The organism is Citrobacter sp. CK189, from assembly GCF_030333505.1.
GTDB classification, from domain to species: Bacteria; Pseudomonadota; Gammaproteobacteria; order Enterobacterales; family Enterobacteriaceae; genus Citrobacter_B; species Citrobacter_B koseri.
On record NZ_JAOWFV010000036.1, the window covers coordinates 164781 to 184205 of the forward strand.

The 19425-nt window shown below is 54.1% G+C and carries 17 protein-coding genes; 5 read left to right on the forward strand and 12 right to left on the reverse strand.

The window, feature by feature from the left end; genetic code table 11:
• Positions 1-66 precede the first annotated feature (66 nt).
• From glnQ to rhtA, 5 genes are all read right to left on the reverse strand, one after another.
• The gene (gene glnQ, locus OGV83_RS07210; RefSeq protein ID WP_012133163.1) at positions 67-789 is read right to left on the reverse strand and encodes a glutamine ABC transporter ATP-binding protein GlnQ; all 723 of its coding nucleotides are present in this window, start codon (positions 787-789) and stop codon (positions 67-69) included.
• The gene (gene glnP / locus OGV83_RS07215) at positions 786-1445 is read right to left on the reverse strand and encodes a glutamine ABC transporter permease GlnP (protein WP_012133162.1); all 660 of its coding nucleotides are present in this window, start codon (positions 1443-1445) and stop codon (positions 786-788) included. The genes glnQ and glnP overlap by 4 nt, the downstream gene beginning before the upstream one ends.
• 95 nt (positions 1446-1540) lie before the next feature.
• Positions 1541-2287, reverse strand: a complete 747-nt coding sequence (gene glnH, locus OGV83_RS07220; RefSeq protein WP_012133160.1) for a glutamine ABC transporter substrate-binding protein GlnH — start codon at positions 2285-2287, stop codon at positions 1541-1543.
• Positions 2288-2651: 364 nt separating this feature from the next.
• Positions 2652-3155 (reverse strand): DNA starvation/stationary phase protection protein Dps, encoded by a 504-nt coding sequence (gene dps, locus OGV83_RS07225; protein WP_012133159.1) that lies wholly within the window; start codon positions 3153-3155, stop codon positions 2652-2654.
• Positions 3156-3460: 305 nt separating this feature from the next.
• On the reverse strand, positions 3461-4345 hold the full coding sequence (rhtA, locus tag OGV83_RS07230) for a threonine/homoserine exporter RhtA (protein WP_286463342.1): 885 nt from the start codon (positions 4343-4345) through the stop codon (positions 3461-3463).
• Between the two features lie 353 nt (positions 4346-4698).
• Here rhtA and ompX point away from each other — a divergent pair, with 353 nt between their 5' ends.
• The gene (ompX, locus tag OGV83_RS07235) at positions 4699-5214 is read left to right on the forward strand and encodes an outer membrane protein OmpX (RefSeq protein WP_012133153.1); all 516 of its coding nucleotides are present in this window, start codon (positions 4699-4701) and stop codon (positions 5212-5214) included.
• 151 nt (positions 5215-5365) lie between these two features.
• On the opposite strand, the gene OGV83_RS07240 is transcribed toward ompX, so the two are convergent.
• Complete coding sequence (locus tag OGV83_RS07240; RefSeq protein WP_104868881.1) at positions 5366-6952, reverse strand: phosphoethanolamine transferase; 1587 nt, start codon at positions 6950-6952, stop codon at positions 5366-5368.
• A 290-nt stretch (positions 6953-7242) separates the two neighbouring features.
• Entirely contained in the window at positions 7243-7371 is a 129-nt protein-coding gene (mntS, locus tag OGV83_RS07245) for a manganase accumulation protein MntS (RefSeq protein WP_047457949.1), read from the reverse strand.
• Positions 7372-7557: 186 nt separating this feature from the next.
• On the opposite strand from mntS, the gene mntR reads away from it, so the two are divergent.
• Together mntR and OGV83_RS07255 are read left to right on the forward strand one after the other, a co-directional pair.
• Positions 7558-8031, forward strand: a complete 474-nt coding sequence (gene mntR, locus OGV83_RS07250; RefSeq protein WP_012133150.1) for a manganese-binding transcriptional regulator MntR — start codon at positions 7558-7560, stop codon at positions 8029-8031.
• Positions 8028-9137 (forward strand): anion transporter, encoded by a 1110-nt coding sequence (locus OGV83_RS07255; RefSeq protein ID WP_012133149.1) that lies wholly within the window; start codon positions 8028-8030, stop codon positions 9135-9137. Before mntR ends, OGV83_RS07255 begins: the two co-directional genes overlap by 4 nt.
• An 80-nt stretch (positions 9138-9217) precedes the next feature.
• Here the strand turns inward: OGV83_RS07255 and ldtB are convergent, their stop codons facing one another.
• Positions 9218-10138 (reverse strand): L,D-transpeptidase, encoded by a 921-nt coding sequence (ldtB, locus tag OGV83_RS07260; protein WP_012133148.1) that lies wholly within the window; start codon positions 10136-10138, stop codon positions 9218-9220.
• A 218-nt stretch (positions 10139-10356) separates the two neighbouring features.
• On the opposite strand from ldtB, the gene OGV83_RS07265 reads away from it, so the two are divergent.
• On the forward strand, positions 10357-11952 hold the full coding sequence (locus OGV83_RS07265; RefSeq protein WP_047457942.1) for an ABC-F family ATPase: 1596 nt from the start codon (positions 10357-10359) through the stop codon (positions 11950-11952).
• 91 nt (positions 11953-12043) lie between these two features.
• On the opposite strand, the gene OGV83_RS07270 is transcribed toward OGV83_RS07265, so the two are convergent.
• Both OGV83_RS07270 and OGV83_RS07275 read right to left on the reverse strand, forming a co-directional pair.
• A complete protein-coding gene (locus OGV83_RS07270) occupies positions 12044-14407 on the reverse strand; it encodes a glycoside hydrolase family 31 protein (RefSeq protein WP_286463343.1) in 2364 nt (787 codons plus the stop codon).
• Positions 14408-14424: 17 nt separating this feature from the next.
• On the reverse strand, positions 14425-15726 hold the full coding sequence (locus tag OGV83_RS07275; RefSeq protein WP_049010087.1) for an MFS transporter: 1302 nt from the start codon (positions 15724-15726) through the stop codon (positions 14425-14427).
• A gap of 292 nt (positions 15727-16018) precedes the next feature.
• Between OGV83_RS07275 and OGV83_RS07280 the strand changes: the two genes are divergently transcribed.
• Complete coding sequence (locus OGV83_RS07280) at positions 16019-17092, forward strand: LacI family DNA-binding transcriptional regulator (protein WP_024130506.1); 1074 nt, start codon at positions 16019-16021, stop codon at positions 17090-17092.
• Here the strand turns inward: OGV83_RS07280 and OGV83_RS07285 are convergent.
• Complete coding sequence (locus OGV83_RS07285) at positions 17089-18351, reverse strand: DUF1479 domain-containing protein (protein WP_286463344.1); 1263 nt, start codon at positions 18349-18351, stop codon at positions 17089-17091. The two genes, OGV83_RS07280 and OGV83_RS07285, sit on opposite strands and share 4 nt — an antisense overlap.
• Before the next feature lie 150 nt (positions 18352-18501).
• Positions 18502-19317: a Cof-type HAD-IIB family hydrolase gene (locus OGV83_RS07290; protein ID WP_049010113.1), complete on the reverse strand. Its 816-nt coding sequence runs from the start codon at positions 19315-19317 to the stop codon at positions 18502-18504.
• Positions 19318-19425: the final 108 nt, after the last annotated feature.

Sequence of the window (19425 nt, forward strand, 5' to 3'; positions counted from 1 at the left end):
GGAGGGATTTGAAATGGGAGGATTCCGGGGAAACCCTCCCTTCCGGGCGGAAGGGAGGGGCATGCCTCAGGAAACGTGCTGCAAGAACTCCTGCAAACGCTGGCTGGGCGGATTTTCAATCAGGGTTTGCGGATTACCGTCTTCCGCAATGCGCCCTTTGTCGATGAAAATCAGACGGGAGGCCACTTTCTCGGCAAAGCCGATTTCGTGGGTCACAATGACCATTGTCATCCCTTCTTCCGCCAGATCCTGCATGACTTTCAGCACTTCGTGACGCAGTTCCGGGTCCAGCGCGGAGGTCGGTTCGTCAAACAGCATCATTTTCGGCTTCACCGCCAGCGCGCGGGCAATCGCCACACGCTGCTGCTGACCGCCGGAAAGTTCGGAAGGGTAGTGATGCGCGCGCTCTGCCAGCCCGACTTTCGCTAATAACTCTTTGGCCTGCTTTTCGGCATCTTCTTTCTTCGCGCCGCGCACGCGCAGCGGCCCGAACATGACGTTTTCCAGCGCCGTCAGATGCGGGAAGAGATAGAACTGCTGGAACACCATGCCGGCTTCCTGACGGATTAACCGCTCATCCACTTTCGGATCGTTCACTTTCAGACCATCAACAATCAACTCGCCGGACGTGATCTCTTCCAGTTTGTTGATGCAGCGCAGCAGAGTGGACTTCCCGGAGCCGGATGGCCCGATGATGACCACCACTTCACCCTGTTTGATGTTCAGATCAATATTGTGCAGCACCTGGGTTGGCCCAAAATGCTTGGAGACGTTTTTAAATTCAATCACAGGATTTTCATCCTTCTTTCCAGACGACGCAGAATGAAGCTCAGCACCAGCGTAATGATCAGATAGAACACCGCAACGGCACTCCAGATTTCCAGCGCGCGGAAGTTACCGGCGATGATTTCCTGCCCCTGACGAGTCAGTTCAGCGACGCCGATAACAATAAACAGCGAGGTATCTTTGATGCTGATAATCCACTGATTACCGAGCGGCGGCAGCATACGGCGCAGCGCGAGCGGTAAAATAACGTGGCGAATGGTTTCGCCGCGAGACAGCCCTAACGCCAGGCCCGCTTCGCGAAAACCTTTGTGGATAGACAGCACCGCACCGCGCGTGATTTCTGCAATGTACGCGCCCGAGTTAATCATGATGGTGACAACGGCGGCGCTGAAGGGATCAATTCGCAGATCGTTAAACGCCATCGGCAACGCGAAGTAGATAAACATCACCTGCACAACGATAGGCGTACCGCGAATCACTTCGATAAAGACCAGCGCAACGTGGTTGGCGATCCAACCACCAAAGGTGCGCGCAAAACCCGCAAGCAGCCCGATGACCAGGCCGCCAGCCAGACCAAGGATTGAAATCCACAGGGTCATTTTGGCGCCTTCAATCAATAGCGGGATGGCGGGCCAGATGGCACTCCAGTCAAACTCCATAAATTGTTCCTGTTACCGTGGTGAAAATACTCAAAGGCCTGTACGCCCGGTAAGCGCAAGCGCCACCGGGCGTAACGAGCTAAAATACAGCGTTATTATTTAGGTTCAGTACCGAACCATTTTTTGTAGATTTCGTTATAGGTGCCGTTTTCACGCAGCGTTTTCAGCGCGCCGTTCACTTTCTCACGCAGTTCGTCGCTGCCTTTCGGGAAGGCGATGCCGTATTGCTGCGCTTCCAGAGACTCACCTACCGCTTTAAACTGACCATTGCCCGCGGTTTTGATGAAATAGAGGATGTTTGGCGTATCGTGCAGAACGGCGTCTGCGCGGTTGGTGCCCAGTTCCATGTAGGCGTTATCGATGTTCGGGAACTGACGCAGATCTTTGGTTTTGATGTTTGCTTTCGCGTAATCGACAGAACCGGTGCCGCTCTTCACCGCAACCACTTTGCCGTCGAGGTCTTTCACGCTTTTCACATCGTTGTTATTGGCTTTCACCATGACCAACAGACCGCTTTTGTAATAGCCGTCAGAGAAGTCGATCGCTTTTTTACGTTCGTCGGTGATCGTGATGCCTGCCAGCGCCAGGTCGACGTTTTTGGTTTGCAACGCCGGGATGATGCCGCTGAAATCCATCGGTTTCAGGGTGTAGTCCAGATTCAGCTCTTTCGCGACAGCGGCCCACAGATCCACATCAAAGCCAACGTATTTGTCGCCCTGTTTGAATTCAAACGGAACGAACGCCGTGTCGGTTGCCACGACGAGTTTCTTATCCGCGGCGTGAGAAGACACCGCAAAAGCCAGGGTAAGTGCAGCCAGTGAAACTTTTAATACAGACTTCATAGCATTTCCTTTTATATCCACGGGGCGATCCCCTGCGAGAACATATGGCGTAATGAAAGAATCGTGCCAATTATGCAACTCATTGTTTTAAAAAGAAGGCGTTTCATTTTAATGCACAATAAGCGTGGCAAAACTGACGGATTGCACCGTTTTGGGGCACTGATTTAGTGCAGACCGAATCAGGTGCAAACGGTATGACTATTTAGCGCAAAAATTGTTGCTAAAACAATCTCTCGTTAACGATTGTGTGAGGTGATTATTACAAATATTTTACTTTACGGCAGGGCGGAAGAAATTTGATGCACTATAAAAGTGCAAAACCCCCGCCGAAGCGAGGGTTCATAGGTCTTACTTATCATGCTGCTTATTCGATGTTGGCTTCGATGAACCACAGGAATTTATCGAGGTCGCGGGAAGCAGCGGTAAAGATATCAGCAGTGTCTTCGTCTTTGGCTTCGCTGATGGCTTTACGGACGTCATTGGCGACAACAGAGTAACGATCCGCCAGCTCTTTCAGGTGATCCTGAACGCTATGGATATCCAGCGGATAGCTTTTCAGCGGTGTTTTGCTGTTAATCACTTGCGTTGTCCCTAATGCCACGCCACCCAGCTGTACGGCACGTTCTGCCATGGTATCAAGGTGGTCGGTCAGCGCTGTACGGAAGCCATCCAGCATCTCATGTACGGCAATAAAGTTAGCACCGCGCATATTCCAGTGAGCCTGCTTAGTGATCAGTGACAGGTCAATGAACTGGATCACCTGACGATTCAGCAACTCAACCGTCGCTTTCTTATCGCTGTCTGATACATCGTTGCGGGTATAAAGCAGATTAGACGCTTTCGTTTTTACCAGTTTAGCGGTACTCATAATCTCATATCCTCTTGATGTTTTGTGTCCCAGGTAATTAACGAAACTAAGTATAGCACCGGTTTTTCATTTTGCTTTTCTGTCTGTGCCTATCACTTTAATAGTGCAGAAAGTGTTTAATATTGAAAATGATTAAAAATCAATATGTTATTAAATTAAGCGTCAGCATGTTAATAATTCTCATTCACTATGAGCGATAAACATAAATAGGTTTGCAGGCAGCAGAAAAATAGCGGAGATAATAATAATGAGAAGGATAAAAGCAATATTCTGCATGATTATGCAAATCATGCAGAATTGTAACGTTAATTAATGTCGACTTGCTGAATTTTCGTTTCTCGCCGGATGGTGAGCGTGGACCCCATCGAGGCGGCAATGATGGCGGCTAATGCCAGAAGCTGCACCAGCGTCAGCGTTTCTCCCAGGAAAATCATCCCCGAAACGGCAGCCAGCGCGGGCTCCATGCTCATCAGCGTCCCAAACGTTCGCGTGGGCAGTCGCGTCAGCGCGATCATTTCCAGCGAGTAGGGCAGCGCCGTTGACAGCACGGCGACAGCCAGACCCAGCGGGAGAATCGACCAGTGCCATAATGCCTCTCCCGCCTGTAGCGCGCCAACCGGAACGAAAACGATCGCCGCAATGAGCGAGCCTACCGCCACGGTCGCGGGGCCGTGTTCTTCACCCGCCCGCTGCCCGGTCAGAATATAGATAGCCCAGCAGGCGCCTGCGCCGAGCGCCAGCGCGGCACCCGTTAAATCAACATGCGATACGCCCTGACCAAGCGGTAACAGGAACCAGAGTCCAAGCACGGCCAGCACAACCCAGATGAAATCGACAGGCCGTCTGGACGAGAACAGCGCGACCGCCAGCGGCCCGGTGAACTCCAGCGCAACGGCGATGCCGAGCGGCACCGTCTCAATCGACAGGTAAAACAGGTAGTTCATCCCGCCAAGCGACAGACCGTAAAACAGGAGCGGCAGCCGCTGTTCTCTGGCAAAGCGCAGACGCCAGGGCTTAAAGAACGCAATCAGGATTAGCGTGCCTAGTGCCAGACGCAGTGCGGTAACGCCCGGCGCCCCGACGAGAGGGAACAGCGATTTCGCCAGCGAGGCTCCGCTCTGAATAGAGGACATCGCAATGAGCAAAACCAAAATAGGCAGCCAGACTGGCTTACGTGACGACCCCGGCATCCTTTCTCCTGTCAATTAATGTCAATCGAAGTAAAAAAGGCAGTGTAATAGAAATAACCTCTGACGGTTGAGTATTCGTTGAAAAAAAATCCCGGAGAATCCGTAAAATATCGATGAATTGATGGATTAATAAACTGCGTAATTAGGAATTATCTGGATGAATGTACCATATTGTGCGCGTAATAATGGTGCGCTTCACCGGAAAAGTGATGTTATTTGAAAGAGATAGCGGGTTATGGAAATGTTCTGTTACACGAAAAGACCCGTTAGACATCGCGAATCGCAAAGAGTTTCTCATCAATTTTTGATATATTTATAACTTAGGATTTACTTGAAGCACATTTGAGGTGGTTATGAAAAAAATTGCATGTCTTTCAGCACTGGCCGCTGTTCTGGCTATTTCCGCAGGTACTGCTGTAGCTGCTACTTCTACCGTTACGGGTGGTTACGCTCAGAGCGATGCTCAGGGCGCAGCGAACAAAATGAACGGTTTTAACCTGAAGTATCGCTACGAGCAGGACAACAACCCGCTGGGCGTAATCGGTTCCTTCACCTACACAGAAAAAGATCGTACTAACGGTGCTGGCGATTACAACAAAACTCAGTACTACGGCCTCACCGCCGGCCCTGCTTACCGTCTGAACGACTGGGCAAGCATCTACGGTGTTGTTGGTGTGGGTTACGGTAAATTCCAGACTGCTGCCACTCCGGCTGACAAACACGACACCAGCGACTACGGTTTCTCCTACGGTGCCGGTTTGCAGTTCAACCCGATCGAAAACGTTGCGCTGGACTTCTCTTATGAGCAGAGCCGTATCCGTAACGTGGACGTCGGCACCTGGATCGCCGGTGTTGGTTACCGCTTCTAATCACTTCGGTGATATGAAAAATCCGCCCCGAGGGGCGGATTTTTTTTGTCTGATGTGTAGGCCGGATAAGGTATTTATGCCGCCATCCGGCAATGCCTGATGGCGACGCTGAGGCGTCTTATCAGGCCTACAACATTATCAGGACTACAGGTTAGCGCTGTTTGGTACTAAAAATATCCGTACCCAGATGGTTGTAATCCACCTTCTGCAACTTGAAGTTGGTGATGAAGACCGGTCCGGCTTTCTGCTCAGAGATAAAACGGTATTTGGTTTTAATCTCTTTCGCGCTGATCCCCGTCCATTGCGAGAAAAAGCCTAAGAAATCATTTGCCGAGCGGCGCGCTTTAATCACGCGATGCGCTTTGTCATCGCTGGAAAGTACCATAAACGGCACCTGAAAATTCTGCTGATACCTGTCGTCATGCGCCAGATACTGCACCTCTTTCCCGCGCTCTTTAAATGCGAGGCCATGATCCGAGAAGTAGACCATAGAGAAGCTGTCGCCGCTGTTACGCAACTGCGCGTACAGTTTTCCCAGCAACGCGTCCGTTTGGGTCATGGTGTACAGGTAGCAAGAGGTCTCTTTCGACTGCACGAAAACGTCGTATTTTCCCTGCGTGCGATCGCAGGCCTGCGGGTGCGAGCCCATCAGGTGCAGCACGATTAACTGCGGCTGCGTGCGTTCTGTCTCCAGTACCTGAGCGGTCATTTTTAACAGCGCATCGTCACGCGTATTCTTGTCAGCTTCGAAGTCTCCGCTTTTCAGGAAGTGCGCTTCATCGGCACGTTTCGCGATGCTGGCGATAGCCGTATCGTATTCGCCGATTTGCCCCTGATTCGAGAACCACCAGGTCTGGAAACCGGCACGGTTGGCCAGCGTCACAAAGTTATCCTGGAATTGCGGCTTGTTGTCGACCACGCGGTTGAGCGTTAAACCGAGCGATTTTTGCGTTGAGCCGCTGGCGGCAACGTAATCCATGAAAAAATAACCGTTGGCGGTACTGGCGAACGGGGTGTTATCCCAGTGACCGCCGAATGCGCCCATTGCGTCACGCCGCGCGCTTTCACCGATCACCACCACGTAGGTATGGTATCGGGGCTTAACCGCAGTGACCGTCCAGGTATCTTTCATCCCGGACAGCTTCGCCATCCGCTCTTGCTCCTCAATCACCTCATTGTTGTTGACGATGACATCCTTCACGAAGCGAAAAACCGGGTAGCCGGTGTCTTTTAATTTAAACACGCCGCCCCACGCCAGGTTTTGCACCGGCGCGACAAAGAAGGCGATGACGCTGAACAGCAGACACACGCTGTCCACAATGCGCCAGGCTTTTTTCTCCGTCTCTTGCTTACGGCGAACGGCAATCACGCCCAGCGCAAAGATAAAGAGGCCTACCAGATAGTTGTACCACGGGAAGATGGTCAGGATTTCGGTGGACTCTTCCACATTGGTCGAATGCAGCGCCAGCAGCGTATTAAAGTTTGGCGAGCCGTAGGCCTGGCCGAACGGAAAATACATGGCGGCGATCAGCGAGCATAGCCCGAACAACACCTTTTGCGCGCGCGGCGCGGTGCGCCAGAGCAACAGCAATAGGCAGGTAAAGGCCGCTGTATAGAACAGGCTAAACGGGTAGCCCGACGCGAGGTTAATCAGCAGCGACTGTAAAAAGTAGAAGCCAGTCCACGGGCTAATGGCCCTGCTGCGGGCAATAAGCGAGTCTTTGAGGGTTAAATTCATATGCCACTATTGCAAAAACGCCATGTGCTCACCCTGGCGTTAAGGGTCAATACCTGCCGGAAAGTGCGTGAAGAGGGGATGGGGTCCGCATCTGCGAGCCGCAATATATGCAGGGCTGCGCAACGATAGAGCGTGTGTATAAGAAGGTCAACTACTACAAGGAAAATGTTTTGCGAAGGGGGCAGCAAAACCGACAAAAAGAAAGGGTATTGAGATAAAACACAGCGCAGAGCGCGCCTTGATGGCCGAGAAGATGGCGTCAAAATGGAGCGGCGTACCGCGACGCCGCGTTATTTTGACGAGGGCTGATCCTGCTCGGGTTTGCCGTTGATCATGTCACACAGCATGGACAGCAGCATTAACCGTACTTTAAAGGGAGAGTGGCTAAACACGCGCATACACCTCTTAAATTCGTTCATAGAAACCTCCTGACTTTACGATCCCATCGATCCGTGAGGGATGCCTGCATTACATACAGATATAGCACAGGCTATATTATATAGCTATTGCTAAAACGTTAAATTTTTGAGCCTGTGCAACTCTGGTTTACAATGGGCCCACTCCAGCCAGATGCAATTAACGCGTCACAGTAACGAGGAAGCAGAATGAGTCGTCGCGCAGGTACGCCAACAACAAAAAAAGTGACGCAATTAGTGAATGTCGAAGAACACGTCGAAGGGTTCCGCCAGGTCAGGGAAGCGCATCGCCGTGAACTGATTGATGACTACGTTGAGCTGATTTCCGATTTAATTATCGAGGTCGGTGAAGCGCGCCAGGTTGATATGGCGGCGCGACTTGGCGTTTCCCAGCCGACGGTCGCCAAGATGCTCAAGCGTCTGGCGTCGGTAGGGCTTATCGAAATGATCCCCTGGCGCGGGGTATTCCTGACCGCAGAAGGAGAGAAGCTGGCGCAGGAAAGCCGTGAACGCCACCAGATCGTGGAAAACTTTTTACTGGTGCTGGGCGTCAGCCCGGAAATCGCACGCCGCGATGCGGAAGGGATGGAGCACCATGTAAGCCAGGAAACGCTTGAGGCTTTCCGCCTGTTTACACAAAAGCACGGAACGCCTTCTGAATGAGTTTTCCTTTTCTGCGGGCATTAAGACGCGATCGTTTCCTGCTGTTATTACTCCTTGTCGGGGCCGGACTCAGTCTGTTCGTCCCGTTTACTCCCCGCACCTGGCCGGGTGCAATTGACTGGCACACCATTATTACGCTGAGCGGTTTGATGCTGCTGACCAAAGGCGTTGAGCTGAGCGGATATTTTGATGTGCTGGGCCGCAGAATGGTTCGTCGTTTTAAAACGGAACGCCGTCTGGCAATGTTTATGGTGCTGGCGGCGGCGGTGCTGTCAACGTTCCTGACCAACGATGTGGCGCTGTTTATCGTCGTTCCGCTGACTATTACCCTGAAAAGACTGTGTGCGATTCCGGTAAACCGGCTGATTATCTTTGAGGCGCTGGCGGTCAACGCCGGTTCGCTGCTCACGCCGATTGGCAATCCGCAAAATATTTTGTTGTGGGGGCGTTCTGGTCTCTCATTTGCGGCTTTTGTCTGGCAGATGGCGCCGCTTGCCGCCGTGATGATGCTGACGCTGTTGGTGCTGTGCGGCCTTTGTTTTCCGGGGAAGGCGTTGCAGTACCATACCGGTACGCGCGCCCCTGAGTGGCAACCGCGCCTGGTGTGGAGCTGCCTTGGGTTGTATATCGTGTTTCTGACCGCGCTTGAACTGAAGCAGGAACTCTGGGGGCTGGCGATTGTGGCGGCAGGGTTCATCGTCCTGGCGCGCCGCGTGGTACTGAGCGTCGACTGGACGTTGCTGCTGGTGTTTATGGCGATGTTTATCGACGTGCATTTATTGATACAGCTACCGGTGTTACAGGGCGTACTGCGCCATGTTGAAACGCTCTCTGCGCCGGGGCTTTGGCTGACTGCGCTCGGTCTGTCGCAGTTTATCAGCAATGTGCCCGCCACGATTTTATTGCTCAACTACGTTCCGCCGACCGCGTTGCTGGCCTGGGCGGTCAATATCGGTGGTTTTGGTTTGCTACCGGGATCGCTGGCGAATCTGATTGCATTGCGGATGGCAAATGATCGGCGTATCTGGTGGCGGTTTCATTGGTATTCGTTGCCGATGCTGCTCTGGGCGGCGCTGGTGGGATATGGATTGTTGTTGCTGAAGTGATGGCCCGATGGCGCTACGCTTATCGGGCCGACGCGGTAGGCCAGGTAAGGCGAGAGTCGCCACCCGGCACATTGCTCTGATCAGTTCAGACGGACCGGCATACCGGAACGGTTCTGAACGGCCTGCTCAACCACAGACTGATCGACATCAGGCTGGCTGGTGACGCTCTGAACGCTTTTGTTCAGGTTAATCGGTACGATCTCGCCGCCTTCGAACTGCGCTTCCGTGGTAGACAGAGGGTTATGGACTTCAATGTAACGGCTGCCATCTGGCTCAGTGGTCGCTTTCACCGGCTCGTCGATAAACTGTACGCGGGTGCCGACCGGCACATTTTCAAACAGGAACTTGATGTCGTCGTTACGCAGACGGACGCAGCCGTGGCTGACGCGCAGGCCGATACCGAAGTTGGCGTTGGTGCCATGAATCGCATACAGACGACCAATGTACAGCGCGTACAGACCCATCGGGTTATCCGGGCCAGCCGGCACGACGGCTGGCAGCGGTTCGCCCGCCGCGCGGTATTCGGCATGCATTTTCGCCGTCGGCGTCCAGGTCGGGCCTGCTTTCTTACGCTCAACTTTCGTTGTCCAGTTGATTGGCGTGTCTTTCCCTAACTGACCGATACCAATCGGCAGGACGATCACCGTGTTGGTGCCTTTCGGGTAGTAGTACAGACGCATTTCCGCACTGTTAATGACAATGCCTTCATGCACGGTGTCCGGCAGGATCAACTGCTGAGGAATGTTCAGCACCGTACCGCCTTTTGGCAGGAAGGTATCAACACCCGGGTTCGCTTCCAGCATGTTAGACAGCCCCATCTGGTATTCAGCCGCAAAATACTCCAGCGGTTGGGTATTGCCTTCCGGGATAGTGATCACCTGGTTTTGACCAACGACGCGACTGCCATCGGTCGGTAAAGGATAAGTCACCGCTGAGGCGGTGCTGCAAAAGCCAACTACAGCGAGGGCCGCCGCGAAAAACGTTGTTAATTTCATATTCATGTTATGCGAGATTCAGTGCCTGGCAGGCTATTGGGTTGAGAATTCTGTCATGTTGGGAGCGCATTATATGTGCATTCCCGTTAAGTGGGAATTCAGATGTGTACGAAATCACATTTTTTTCCCGTGAGGACAATTTTAGCGGCTTACCGTGAGGCGCGATCTTATTTAAGACTTGTGGCATAATAAGCGGTTTGTCACATATTTTTCAGGATACGCCAGTGTTAGTTTCCAGCAACGTCACCATGCAGTTCGGCAGCAAGCCGCTGTTTGAAAATATTTCCGTCAAATTTGGCGGCGGCAACCGTTACGGCCTGATTGGCGCCAACGGTAGCGGTAAATCCACCTTTATGAAAATCCTCGGCGGCGATCTCGAACCGACGCTGGGCAACGTCTCTCTCGATCCGAACGAGCGTATCGGTAAGCTGCGCCAGGATCAGTTTGCCTTCGAAGAGTTCAGCGTACTCGACACAGTGATCATGGGGCATGTTGAGCTGTGGGAAGTGAAACAGGAACGCGACCGCATCTACGCGCTGCCGGAAATGAGCGAAGAAGATGGCTATAAAGTGGCCGATCTGGAAGTGAAATACGGCGAAATGGATGGTTACTCTGCCGAAGCGCGCGCGGGCGAACTGCTGCTGGGCGTGGGGATTCCGGTTGAGCAGCACTACGGCCCGATGAGCGAAGTCGCGCCGGGCTGGAAGCTGCGTGTCCTGCTGGCGCAGGCGCTGTTTTCCGACCCCGATATCCTGCTGCTTGATGAACCGACCAACAACCTCGACATCGACACGATCCGTTGGCTGGAGCAGGTACTGAACGAACGTGACAGCACCATGATCATCATTTCGCACGACCGTCACTTCCTGAATATGGTGTGCACCCACATGGCGGATCTGGATTACGGCGAACTGCGCATTTACCCGGGTAACTACGATGAGTATATGACTGCCGCCACCCAGGCGCGTGAACGCCTGCTGGCCGATAACGCCAAGAAAAAGGCGCAGATTGCAGACCTGCAATCTTTCGTCAGCCGCTTTAGCGCTAACGCGTCTAAGTCTCGCCAGGCAACGTCTCGTGCCCGTCAGATTGATAAAATTAAGCTTGATGAGGTGAAGGCCTCCAGCCGTCAGAACCCGTTCATCCGTTTTGAACAGGATAAGAAGCTGTTCCGTAACGCGCTGGAAGTGGAAGCGCTCGCGAAAGGCTTTGATAACGGACCGCTGTTCAAGGGCGTTAATCTGTTGCTGGAAGTGGGCGAAAAGCTTGCGGTACTCGGGACTAACGGCGTGGGTAAATCCACGTTGCTGAAAACGCTGGTGGGCGATCTGGCGCCGGATAACGGCACCGTGAAATGGTCAGAGAACGCGCGCATTGGGTATTACGCGCAGGATCACGAATATGAGTTCGAAAATGACCTGACGGTGTTTGAATGGATGAGTCAGTGGAAGCAGGAAGGCGATGACGAGCAGGCTGTACGCAGCATTCTTGGCCGTCTGTTGTTCAGCCAGGACGATATCAGAAAACCGGCGAAGGTGCTCTCCGGTGGTGAAAAAGGGCGTATGTTGTTCGGTAAGCTGATGATGCAGAAACCGAATATCCTGGTGATGGACGAACCGACCAACCACCTGGATATGGAATCGATCGAATCGCTGAACATGGCGCTGGAGATGTATCAGGGCACCCTGATTTTCGTTTCTCACGACCGTGAGTTTGTTAGCTCGCTGGCGACGCGCGTGCTGGAAATTACGCCGCAGCGTGTGGTGGACTTCAGCGGCAACTACGAAGATTATCTGCGTAGTAAAGGGATCGACGGCTAAAAAAAAGCCCGGTGGCGCTACGCTTACCGGGCCTACGCTACAGTTTGTAGGCCGGATAAGGCGAAGCCGCCACCCGGCAATCAACAACTCACTACAACACCCACTCACTCCCTTCAACGCCATTCACCCGCAGCGTGCGTTTTTCCCCCGCCGGTAACGATACCTGCAACGCGTTCCATGCCGGACGATAGTCGCCACGCGCGTTGATCTTCAGGTTGACTGTCGCCCCATCGCACACCATCTCCCACTCCACCCACAGGGCATTGCCCGTCTGATAACCCCAGCTTTCGCCATCGTCTTCAAACAGCAGACCGGACGTTGTCCCCACGCCTTTGACCGGGAACAGTTTCAGCTCGCGGGTATCGTCGCGTTCAGCGCTGACATGGGTGATCCGTTCGCTCAGCGGCAGACCTGCACCAGCGCGTACCAGCAGCGGCAGTTTTTCCAGCGGCGCGTTCAGCGTGATCCACTGGCCGCCAGAGAACCATTCGTGGCTATCGAAATCGTACCAGCCGGTTTCGTTATCCGGCAGCCAGACGCGGCGTTCACGTTGACCGGGTTCCACCACGCTCGCCACCAGAATATCGCGGCCAAGCAGGAAGTCGTCGCACTCTGCGAAGGTTTGCGCGTCGTGCTCGTGGTCGAGGAAAGTGGGGCGCAGCATCGGCTCGTCGTCGGCGTGCGCCTGCCACAGCAGCGTGTAGAAGTAGGGCAGCAGACGGTAACGTAGCTCAATCGCGCTACGAATCGCCGGCGTCACGCCCGGGTACATCCACGGCTCATTCACCGTATGATCGTCATTCCATGAGTGGATGGTAAAGCGAGGGTGCATCACGCCGTTCTGTACCCAACGCACGAACAGCTCCGCATCCGGTTTATCGCCAGAGAAACCGCCGACGTCGTGACCCACGTTATACAGCCCGGACAGACTCATCCCCAGCCCCATGCGGGTGTTGTAGCGCAGGGTATCCCAGCTGGTGCGGTTATCGCCGCTCCAGGTTTGCACGTAACGCTGCATCCCGGCGCAGCCGGAACGGGAGATCAGGTACGGGCGTTTTTCCGGCGCAAAGCGCTGCTGCGCTTCCAGCGAGGCGCGCATCATCAACAGCGGCATGACCGGGCGAATATGTTTGATGGCGATTTCGCGGCCAAAGCCGTGGCAGCGGGCTTCGCCATCCCACACTTCAAACTCGTTGTTGTCGTTCCAGGTGGAGTCGATCCCCATCTCCAGCAACTGTGTGGTGACGCCTTCCTGCCACCAGGCGACGGTTTGCGGATTGGTGAAATCAAGGTTAGAACCTTCGTCATCCCAGAAACTTGAACGTTCCGGCGCGTCGGTTTCCGAATCCCGAATGAACAGCCTTCTTTCCGCGACTTCGTTGTAGCGCGGGTGATCCTGCAACAGACACGGTTTAATGTTGGCCGCCAGCTTCAACCCCGCATCGTGGAATGCCTGGGTCATCACTTTCGGCTGCGGCACCTTGTCGTAGTTCCAGTTAAAGACGTAGCGTTTGCCGTTAATGGAGGTGTAGCCAGATGAAAGCTGGAACGAATCGCACGGAATCGCGTGTTCATTGCACAGACGGATAAAGTTCATCAGCTGGTTTTGCGCGTCCGGCGCATCGGTGTAATGCATGGTCGAGCCGCTGTAACCCAGGCTCCACTTCGGCCCGAACAGGGTTTTCCCCGTCAGGCGCACAAAGGCTTTGGTGACATCCAGCACGCGCTTGCCGGTAAAGATGTAGTAATCGATATCGCCCGCTTCCGCCTGCCAGCGGCGATAGGCAGTGTGATAGTTGTCGATTTCATTGCCCAGATCCAGCCAGCAGCTGCTCAGGTTGTCGTAAAACAGACCGTAGCTGACGTCATCGCGGCGGGCGATGGTGAATGGAATATGTTTGTACAGCGGATCGGTGCTGACCGCGTTATAGCCCATTGCGTCAAGGTTGCGCATCTCATAGCGTTGGCCGTTGCGTTGCAGGTCGCCCGCTTTCTCGCCCAGACCGTAAAAACGTTCATCTTTACGGCGGCTTAAATAGTGCGCTACGCCGTCGCCGTGAGCGTTCAGCAGATAGGCGCTGGTGGGGCGGTCGTTGACCAGCGGCTGCCAGTCGCCCGTTTCATCGCGATAGTGCCACTCCAGCCACAGCGGCTGGTGGACGGTCACGCGCAGTTGCTCAGTAGCGACAATCAGCGCGCCATCCTGCTGCGTCAGTTGCCAGGCCGGGCAGCTAAAGCCGCTTACATCTTCGCGGCTGCGGCCTTCCCACGGCACATCCTGCGCCGGGGCGATACTCCAGGTTCTGTCTAATGCCAGTTCGCCTTTACGTTTGATCAGCACGCGAAACAGATTTTCTTCCAGTACGTACAGGCACAGATGGTGTTGACCATCGACCAGCAGTTCCAGATGATGGGCCGACTGTTTCTCTACAATCCAGTTTTTCAGGGTTTTCATACGCAATACATCCACTATCAGGCGCGCTTGGCGCGACGTTCAGCAATAAATGCCACCAGGAAAACAGCGCCAATCAGGTCAAAGAACCCCATGGCGATAAAGAGCGGGTTAAAGCCGATTTTGTCGGCGGTAACGCCAATTAACAGAGAGAAGAGGAAGCTGGCGATCCACGCCGCAGAGCCGCGCATTCCGTTGACGGTCGCCATCTGGCCTTTATCAAACGACTCCACGACCAGTGCGCTCAGCATGCAGGAGATGATCTGATGACCGAAGCCGCCGATGGAGATCAGCACGATGGTGATATACGGATCGCGGGTAATGGCCACGATGCCGAGAGAAATCATCAGAAACGCGCCGGTCACGGAGCTTGCCACCACGGAGTTAACGCGAGAGCAGCCAAACAGACGGGTATACAGGCGGGTGAGGTAGCCGCTCGCCACGCTGCCGAGATCGGCGGCGAGGAACGGCAGCCAGGCGAACATGGCGATCTGCTTCAGATCCATACCGTGTTCCTTCGCCAGATACAGCGGTACCCAGAAGCTCAGCACCGCCCAGGCCGGTTCTGCCATAAAGGCCGGGATCGCGATACCGTAGAAACGTTTATTTTTCGACACGGTTTTCAGCGCGGTCAGGAAGGGCAGTTTCACGGCCGGAGGCTCGTTATCCTGCTTGATATACTCCAGCTCCTCTCCACTCAGGTTCGGGTGCTGTTCCGGGTTATGGTAGAACGCCCACCACAGGATCACCCACAGCAGCGCCAGCACGCCGGTAAACATAAATGCGCCCTGCCAGCCGAATGAGGCGTGCGCGAAGTAGATGATTGGCGGCGCCAGCATGGCGCCAATTGAGAAGCCGACGCCCGCCCAGCCCGCAGCGACCGGACGCTCTGATTTCGGGAACCATTCGCCGATGGTTTTGGCGTTGGCTGGCGTAGCGGCCGCTTCAGATGCGCCCATAAAGAAGCGCAAAATTGCCAGATGCAGCCAGCTTCCGGCGCCCGCGTGGAAGATACACATCAGCGCCCAGATCCCGGCGCAGACCATAAAGCCAATCTTCAGGCCAATCACATCGATCAGCCAGCCGCACAGGGGCTGGAAAATGGTGTAGGCAATCTGGAACGCGCCGACAATCCAGGAGTATTGCTCGGTGGTGATCCCCAGACTCTCTTTTAGCTCCGGCGCCAGGATACCCAGCGAGTTACGCGTGATGTAGTTAACGGTCACACCCAGTAAGAACAGCACCAGCACATACCAGCGCAAATTTTTGATGACGCGGCGGGTTTTACTCGCGGCGACAGTGTTATTGATGTCCTGACTCATTTCTTTTCTCCACAAGACGGACGGTAGGGGAAATAAACGTTTGGGTGTCACACAAATATTGTTATCTCATTGAAAGTTATCTTTTTATTTATTCTTAGTTGCTATACAACTAGTATGTAAGTTGTGTGACAAGTTCAGGTTAAGTGAGAAAATGGGCGGGCAATAGCGGATTTTGTGCAAGTTTTCTCATTACTAACGGTATCGCTCTGGCAAGATGGGCGTTAAGCCAGTTATTTCCCTGTTTGTGCGTTATGAAAATTTTTTCATTTAGCAAATGGAGCAAGATCACAAAATGGATAAAAGGCTCAAAATCAGCGAAATTGCCGCGCGGACGCAGCTTTCCGTCAGCACCGTTTCCCGCGTGCTGGCGGGGAAGGCAAATACCAGTGAAAAAGCGCGCAACAAAGTGCTGGAGTGCGCGCGGGAGCTGGGCGTCATGGACGGGATGGCGGCAGGCAGGCTGTTGCTGAATAGTCTGGTGGTCTTTGCGCCGCAGCGGGCGTTTGATGAGCGGTCCGACATCTTTTACTACCGCGTGATTCAGAACGTGAGTAAAGGACTGACGGCGTATGAAGTACGGCTGCGTTATTGCGCGCTTGAGGAGCTGGACAGTGACGCGCAGCTTTTCCTCGCGCGGATGAACGAAGCGGAAACGCAGGCGGCGATTTTGTTAGGGATTGACGATCCGCATATTCACGATTTGGCGGTGGACGTGGGGAAACCCTGCGTACTGATTAATTGCCGCGACCAGCGAATGCGTTTGCCAGCCGTTTCGCCCGATCACCGCGCCATTGGCGAACTTGCCGCTGATTATCTTTTTTCAATGGGGCATCGCGACGTGATGACGGTGCTCTGCCTGCGTCGCTACACGATGGAGCTGCGTCTGGCCGGCATTCGCGACGCCTGGCAAACCCATAATCTGAAATTTAACGATAAGCGGGATTTACTGGTATCGCCGAGTTTCAGTGCGAAAGAGGCGGAGCAGCGGGTCAGCGAATGGCTGGCGAATACGCCGGATAAGGCGTTGCCGACGGCGTTTTTGGTCGGCGGTGATTTTATGGCGGCGGGCGTCATCAGCGCGTTGCAAAAGCGCGGCCTTCGCGTGCCGCAGGATGTGTCGGTGATGAGTATTGACGGCTTTAATCTGGCGGAAATTCAGGATGTGCCGTTAACAGCAGTGCATGTGCCGCGCGATGAGCTGGGGACGGAGGCGGTACATATGCTGCAACAACGTCTGGTTCGTCCGAATGCGCCAATCGGTACGCTGTTGCTGAACGGCACGTTGACGGTGCGGGAGTCGGTGCGGCGGATACGTCCAGGGAAACGACGCACCGCCGTAGAGCGGGAAGGGCTGTATGACGCTTAGCTCATGCCCAGCGCGCGTTTTCCGTGAACGTTCAGATCGCTCAGCGTAAAACGGTCTTCCCAGTTTGTTTCGTAATCTTCACGCGGGAAATCGCCTGGCGATGCGCCCGTTTCCAGCGCGGCTTTGACCTTGTGCGCGTAAGCCAGGTTTTTCTCGCACATCGGCGCGGCGGGGATGTACATCACGTTCCCCCATCCTTGCTGATTTTCCACCGGCGCGACGGAGTGGATCACATCGCAATGCCACCAGACGGAGTCCCCGGCCTCCAGTTGCGGAATACTGGTCAATGCCTCAATCAGCAGCGGATGCCATTGTTGCGAAACCGGCAGCACCCGGCCTGGCGCAACGCCGCACAGTTCATCTTCAGGAACGTCATCCAGCAGGGGGCGTAACAGGATATACGCCATCGCTTCTGGAATCGGCACCACATGCAGCAAGCCCTGGCCCGGCAGCATATCTGACAGCGCCGTCCACCCCTGGAAGGTGCGGAAAACCGAGCATTTGGTGGTGTTATCGACCGTATACTCTTCGACTTCGGTACGGTAGGCGGCATGCCAGGGATCGTACTTTTCCAGCTCGCCGTTAAAGATACTGGCGAAAACCCGTTGATAGGCGGGCAGCAGCCAGCGTTCCAGCGCGCCGGAATCGGTATGCGCCCCCAGACCTTTTGAGGTGGTGCCGGGTGGGCGGCGGCGGATGCGATCCGGGTAGATCACGCTGATATCCGGGTTGAACCACTGTCTGCCGTCACTTTCAAATGTCCACAGCCGATTAAGGAAAGACTGAACGTTCGCCATCTCTTCGCTCTGACGAGCCTGCATCTGCGCCTGCGACCAGTAAATCGGATAAATTTCAGGACGGGAGGCGGTTAATGTGCCGAAGAAGTTATCGCCGGGACCTTTGTACACCTCATCAAAATGGTTGCGATCCAGATAATCCAGCATGGATTGATCCCATGCCAGCGCCTGTTCCCGCGGGAAATGGCCCTTAATGACCGCGCATCCACGCCGCTTGATCTGTTCACGCTGCGCTGCCGTGATGGCGCCGGACTGGATATCCGCGTAAGACAGCACAGGCCAGACGGCATCGCCCTGCGCTTTGAGCGTATTGATTTCCGCCACGCGTGTGGCAATCACCTCGCTGAGCCTGTCAAAAACGCCCTGCACATCACCGAGCTGCGCCCGCAACGCCTGCTTCATCTGCCGGATCGCCGCTTTATGCTCTGCCGGTAATGTATCGCTTGTGAAGGTTAAAGCCATAACCACCTCGCATTGACTTTCATTCGAAACTTAAATTAATTACAAATGACAATATAAGTTATAAATAAGTTAATGCAAGTTTAAAAGCTTGATGCGGTACGCAGAATGGAAAAGCAGGGGGAAACCGGAGCAGCGCTCCGGTATCTGGAATCAGACGTTAAAAGGCGGGGCGTTATCCAGTACGGCCTGAATCACGTTTAACGCCCCCTGATGGTTGTTATCATCGGTATGATAACGGCTGAGGGCTTTGATGTTGTCTGCGGCGTTCGCCATCGCGAAAGCGTACCGCGCCATTTTCAGCATTTCCGCATCGTTGTCGCTGTCGCCAATCGCCACCACGTTTTGCGGCGAAAGATCCCAGCGTTTCAACAGACGGCTGATGCCGTTCGCTTTGTGTAATCCCGGTATGATTAAGTCGATGAAGCCGAAGCCGCTGGTCACGGGTTTCATAATGCCGTCCAGCGACGTATGCAGCGCATCAACCACGAAGGGGATCTGCTGGTCTGGCAGGTTCAGTGAAAACTTAAACAGAACATCGTCAATGTCCTGGTAATCTTTCACGGGTTGCAGGCGGTGGTAGTGCTTCGACATCAGCGCCACAAACGATTCCGGCGCATGTTTGCTGACATAAGCGCTTTTCAGGCCGCAGGCGACAAAATTAAGCTGCTTATCTTTTAACAGCTCGCCAATCACAATACGGGACTCATGCCGGGTCAGTTCGCCATGAAACAGCTGCTTGCCATGCTCATAAACCAGCGCGCCATTTTCCGCGACGAAGGAAATTTCGTCTTTCAGCTCGGGGAAAAAGGAAATAAGTTGGTAATACTGATTGCCGCTGGCGACGACAAATTCGATGCCGCGTTTTTTTAGTTCCTGATACTGCGCCATAAATCGTGCGTGATCGTACTTTTTGGCGTCGTCGAGAAAAGTTCCGTCCATATCAGTGACGATAACTTTAACGGTCATACATTGCTCCTGGCTCAAAACTGCGACCAGAAACATTCTAATAACAAGGTGACGGGGAGCACAAATTTAATTTCGAATGAAAGTCAGAAAGCCGGGTGGCGCTTCGCC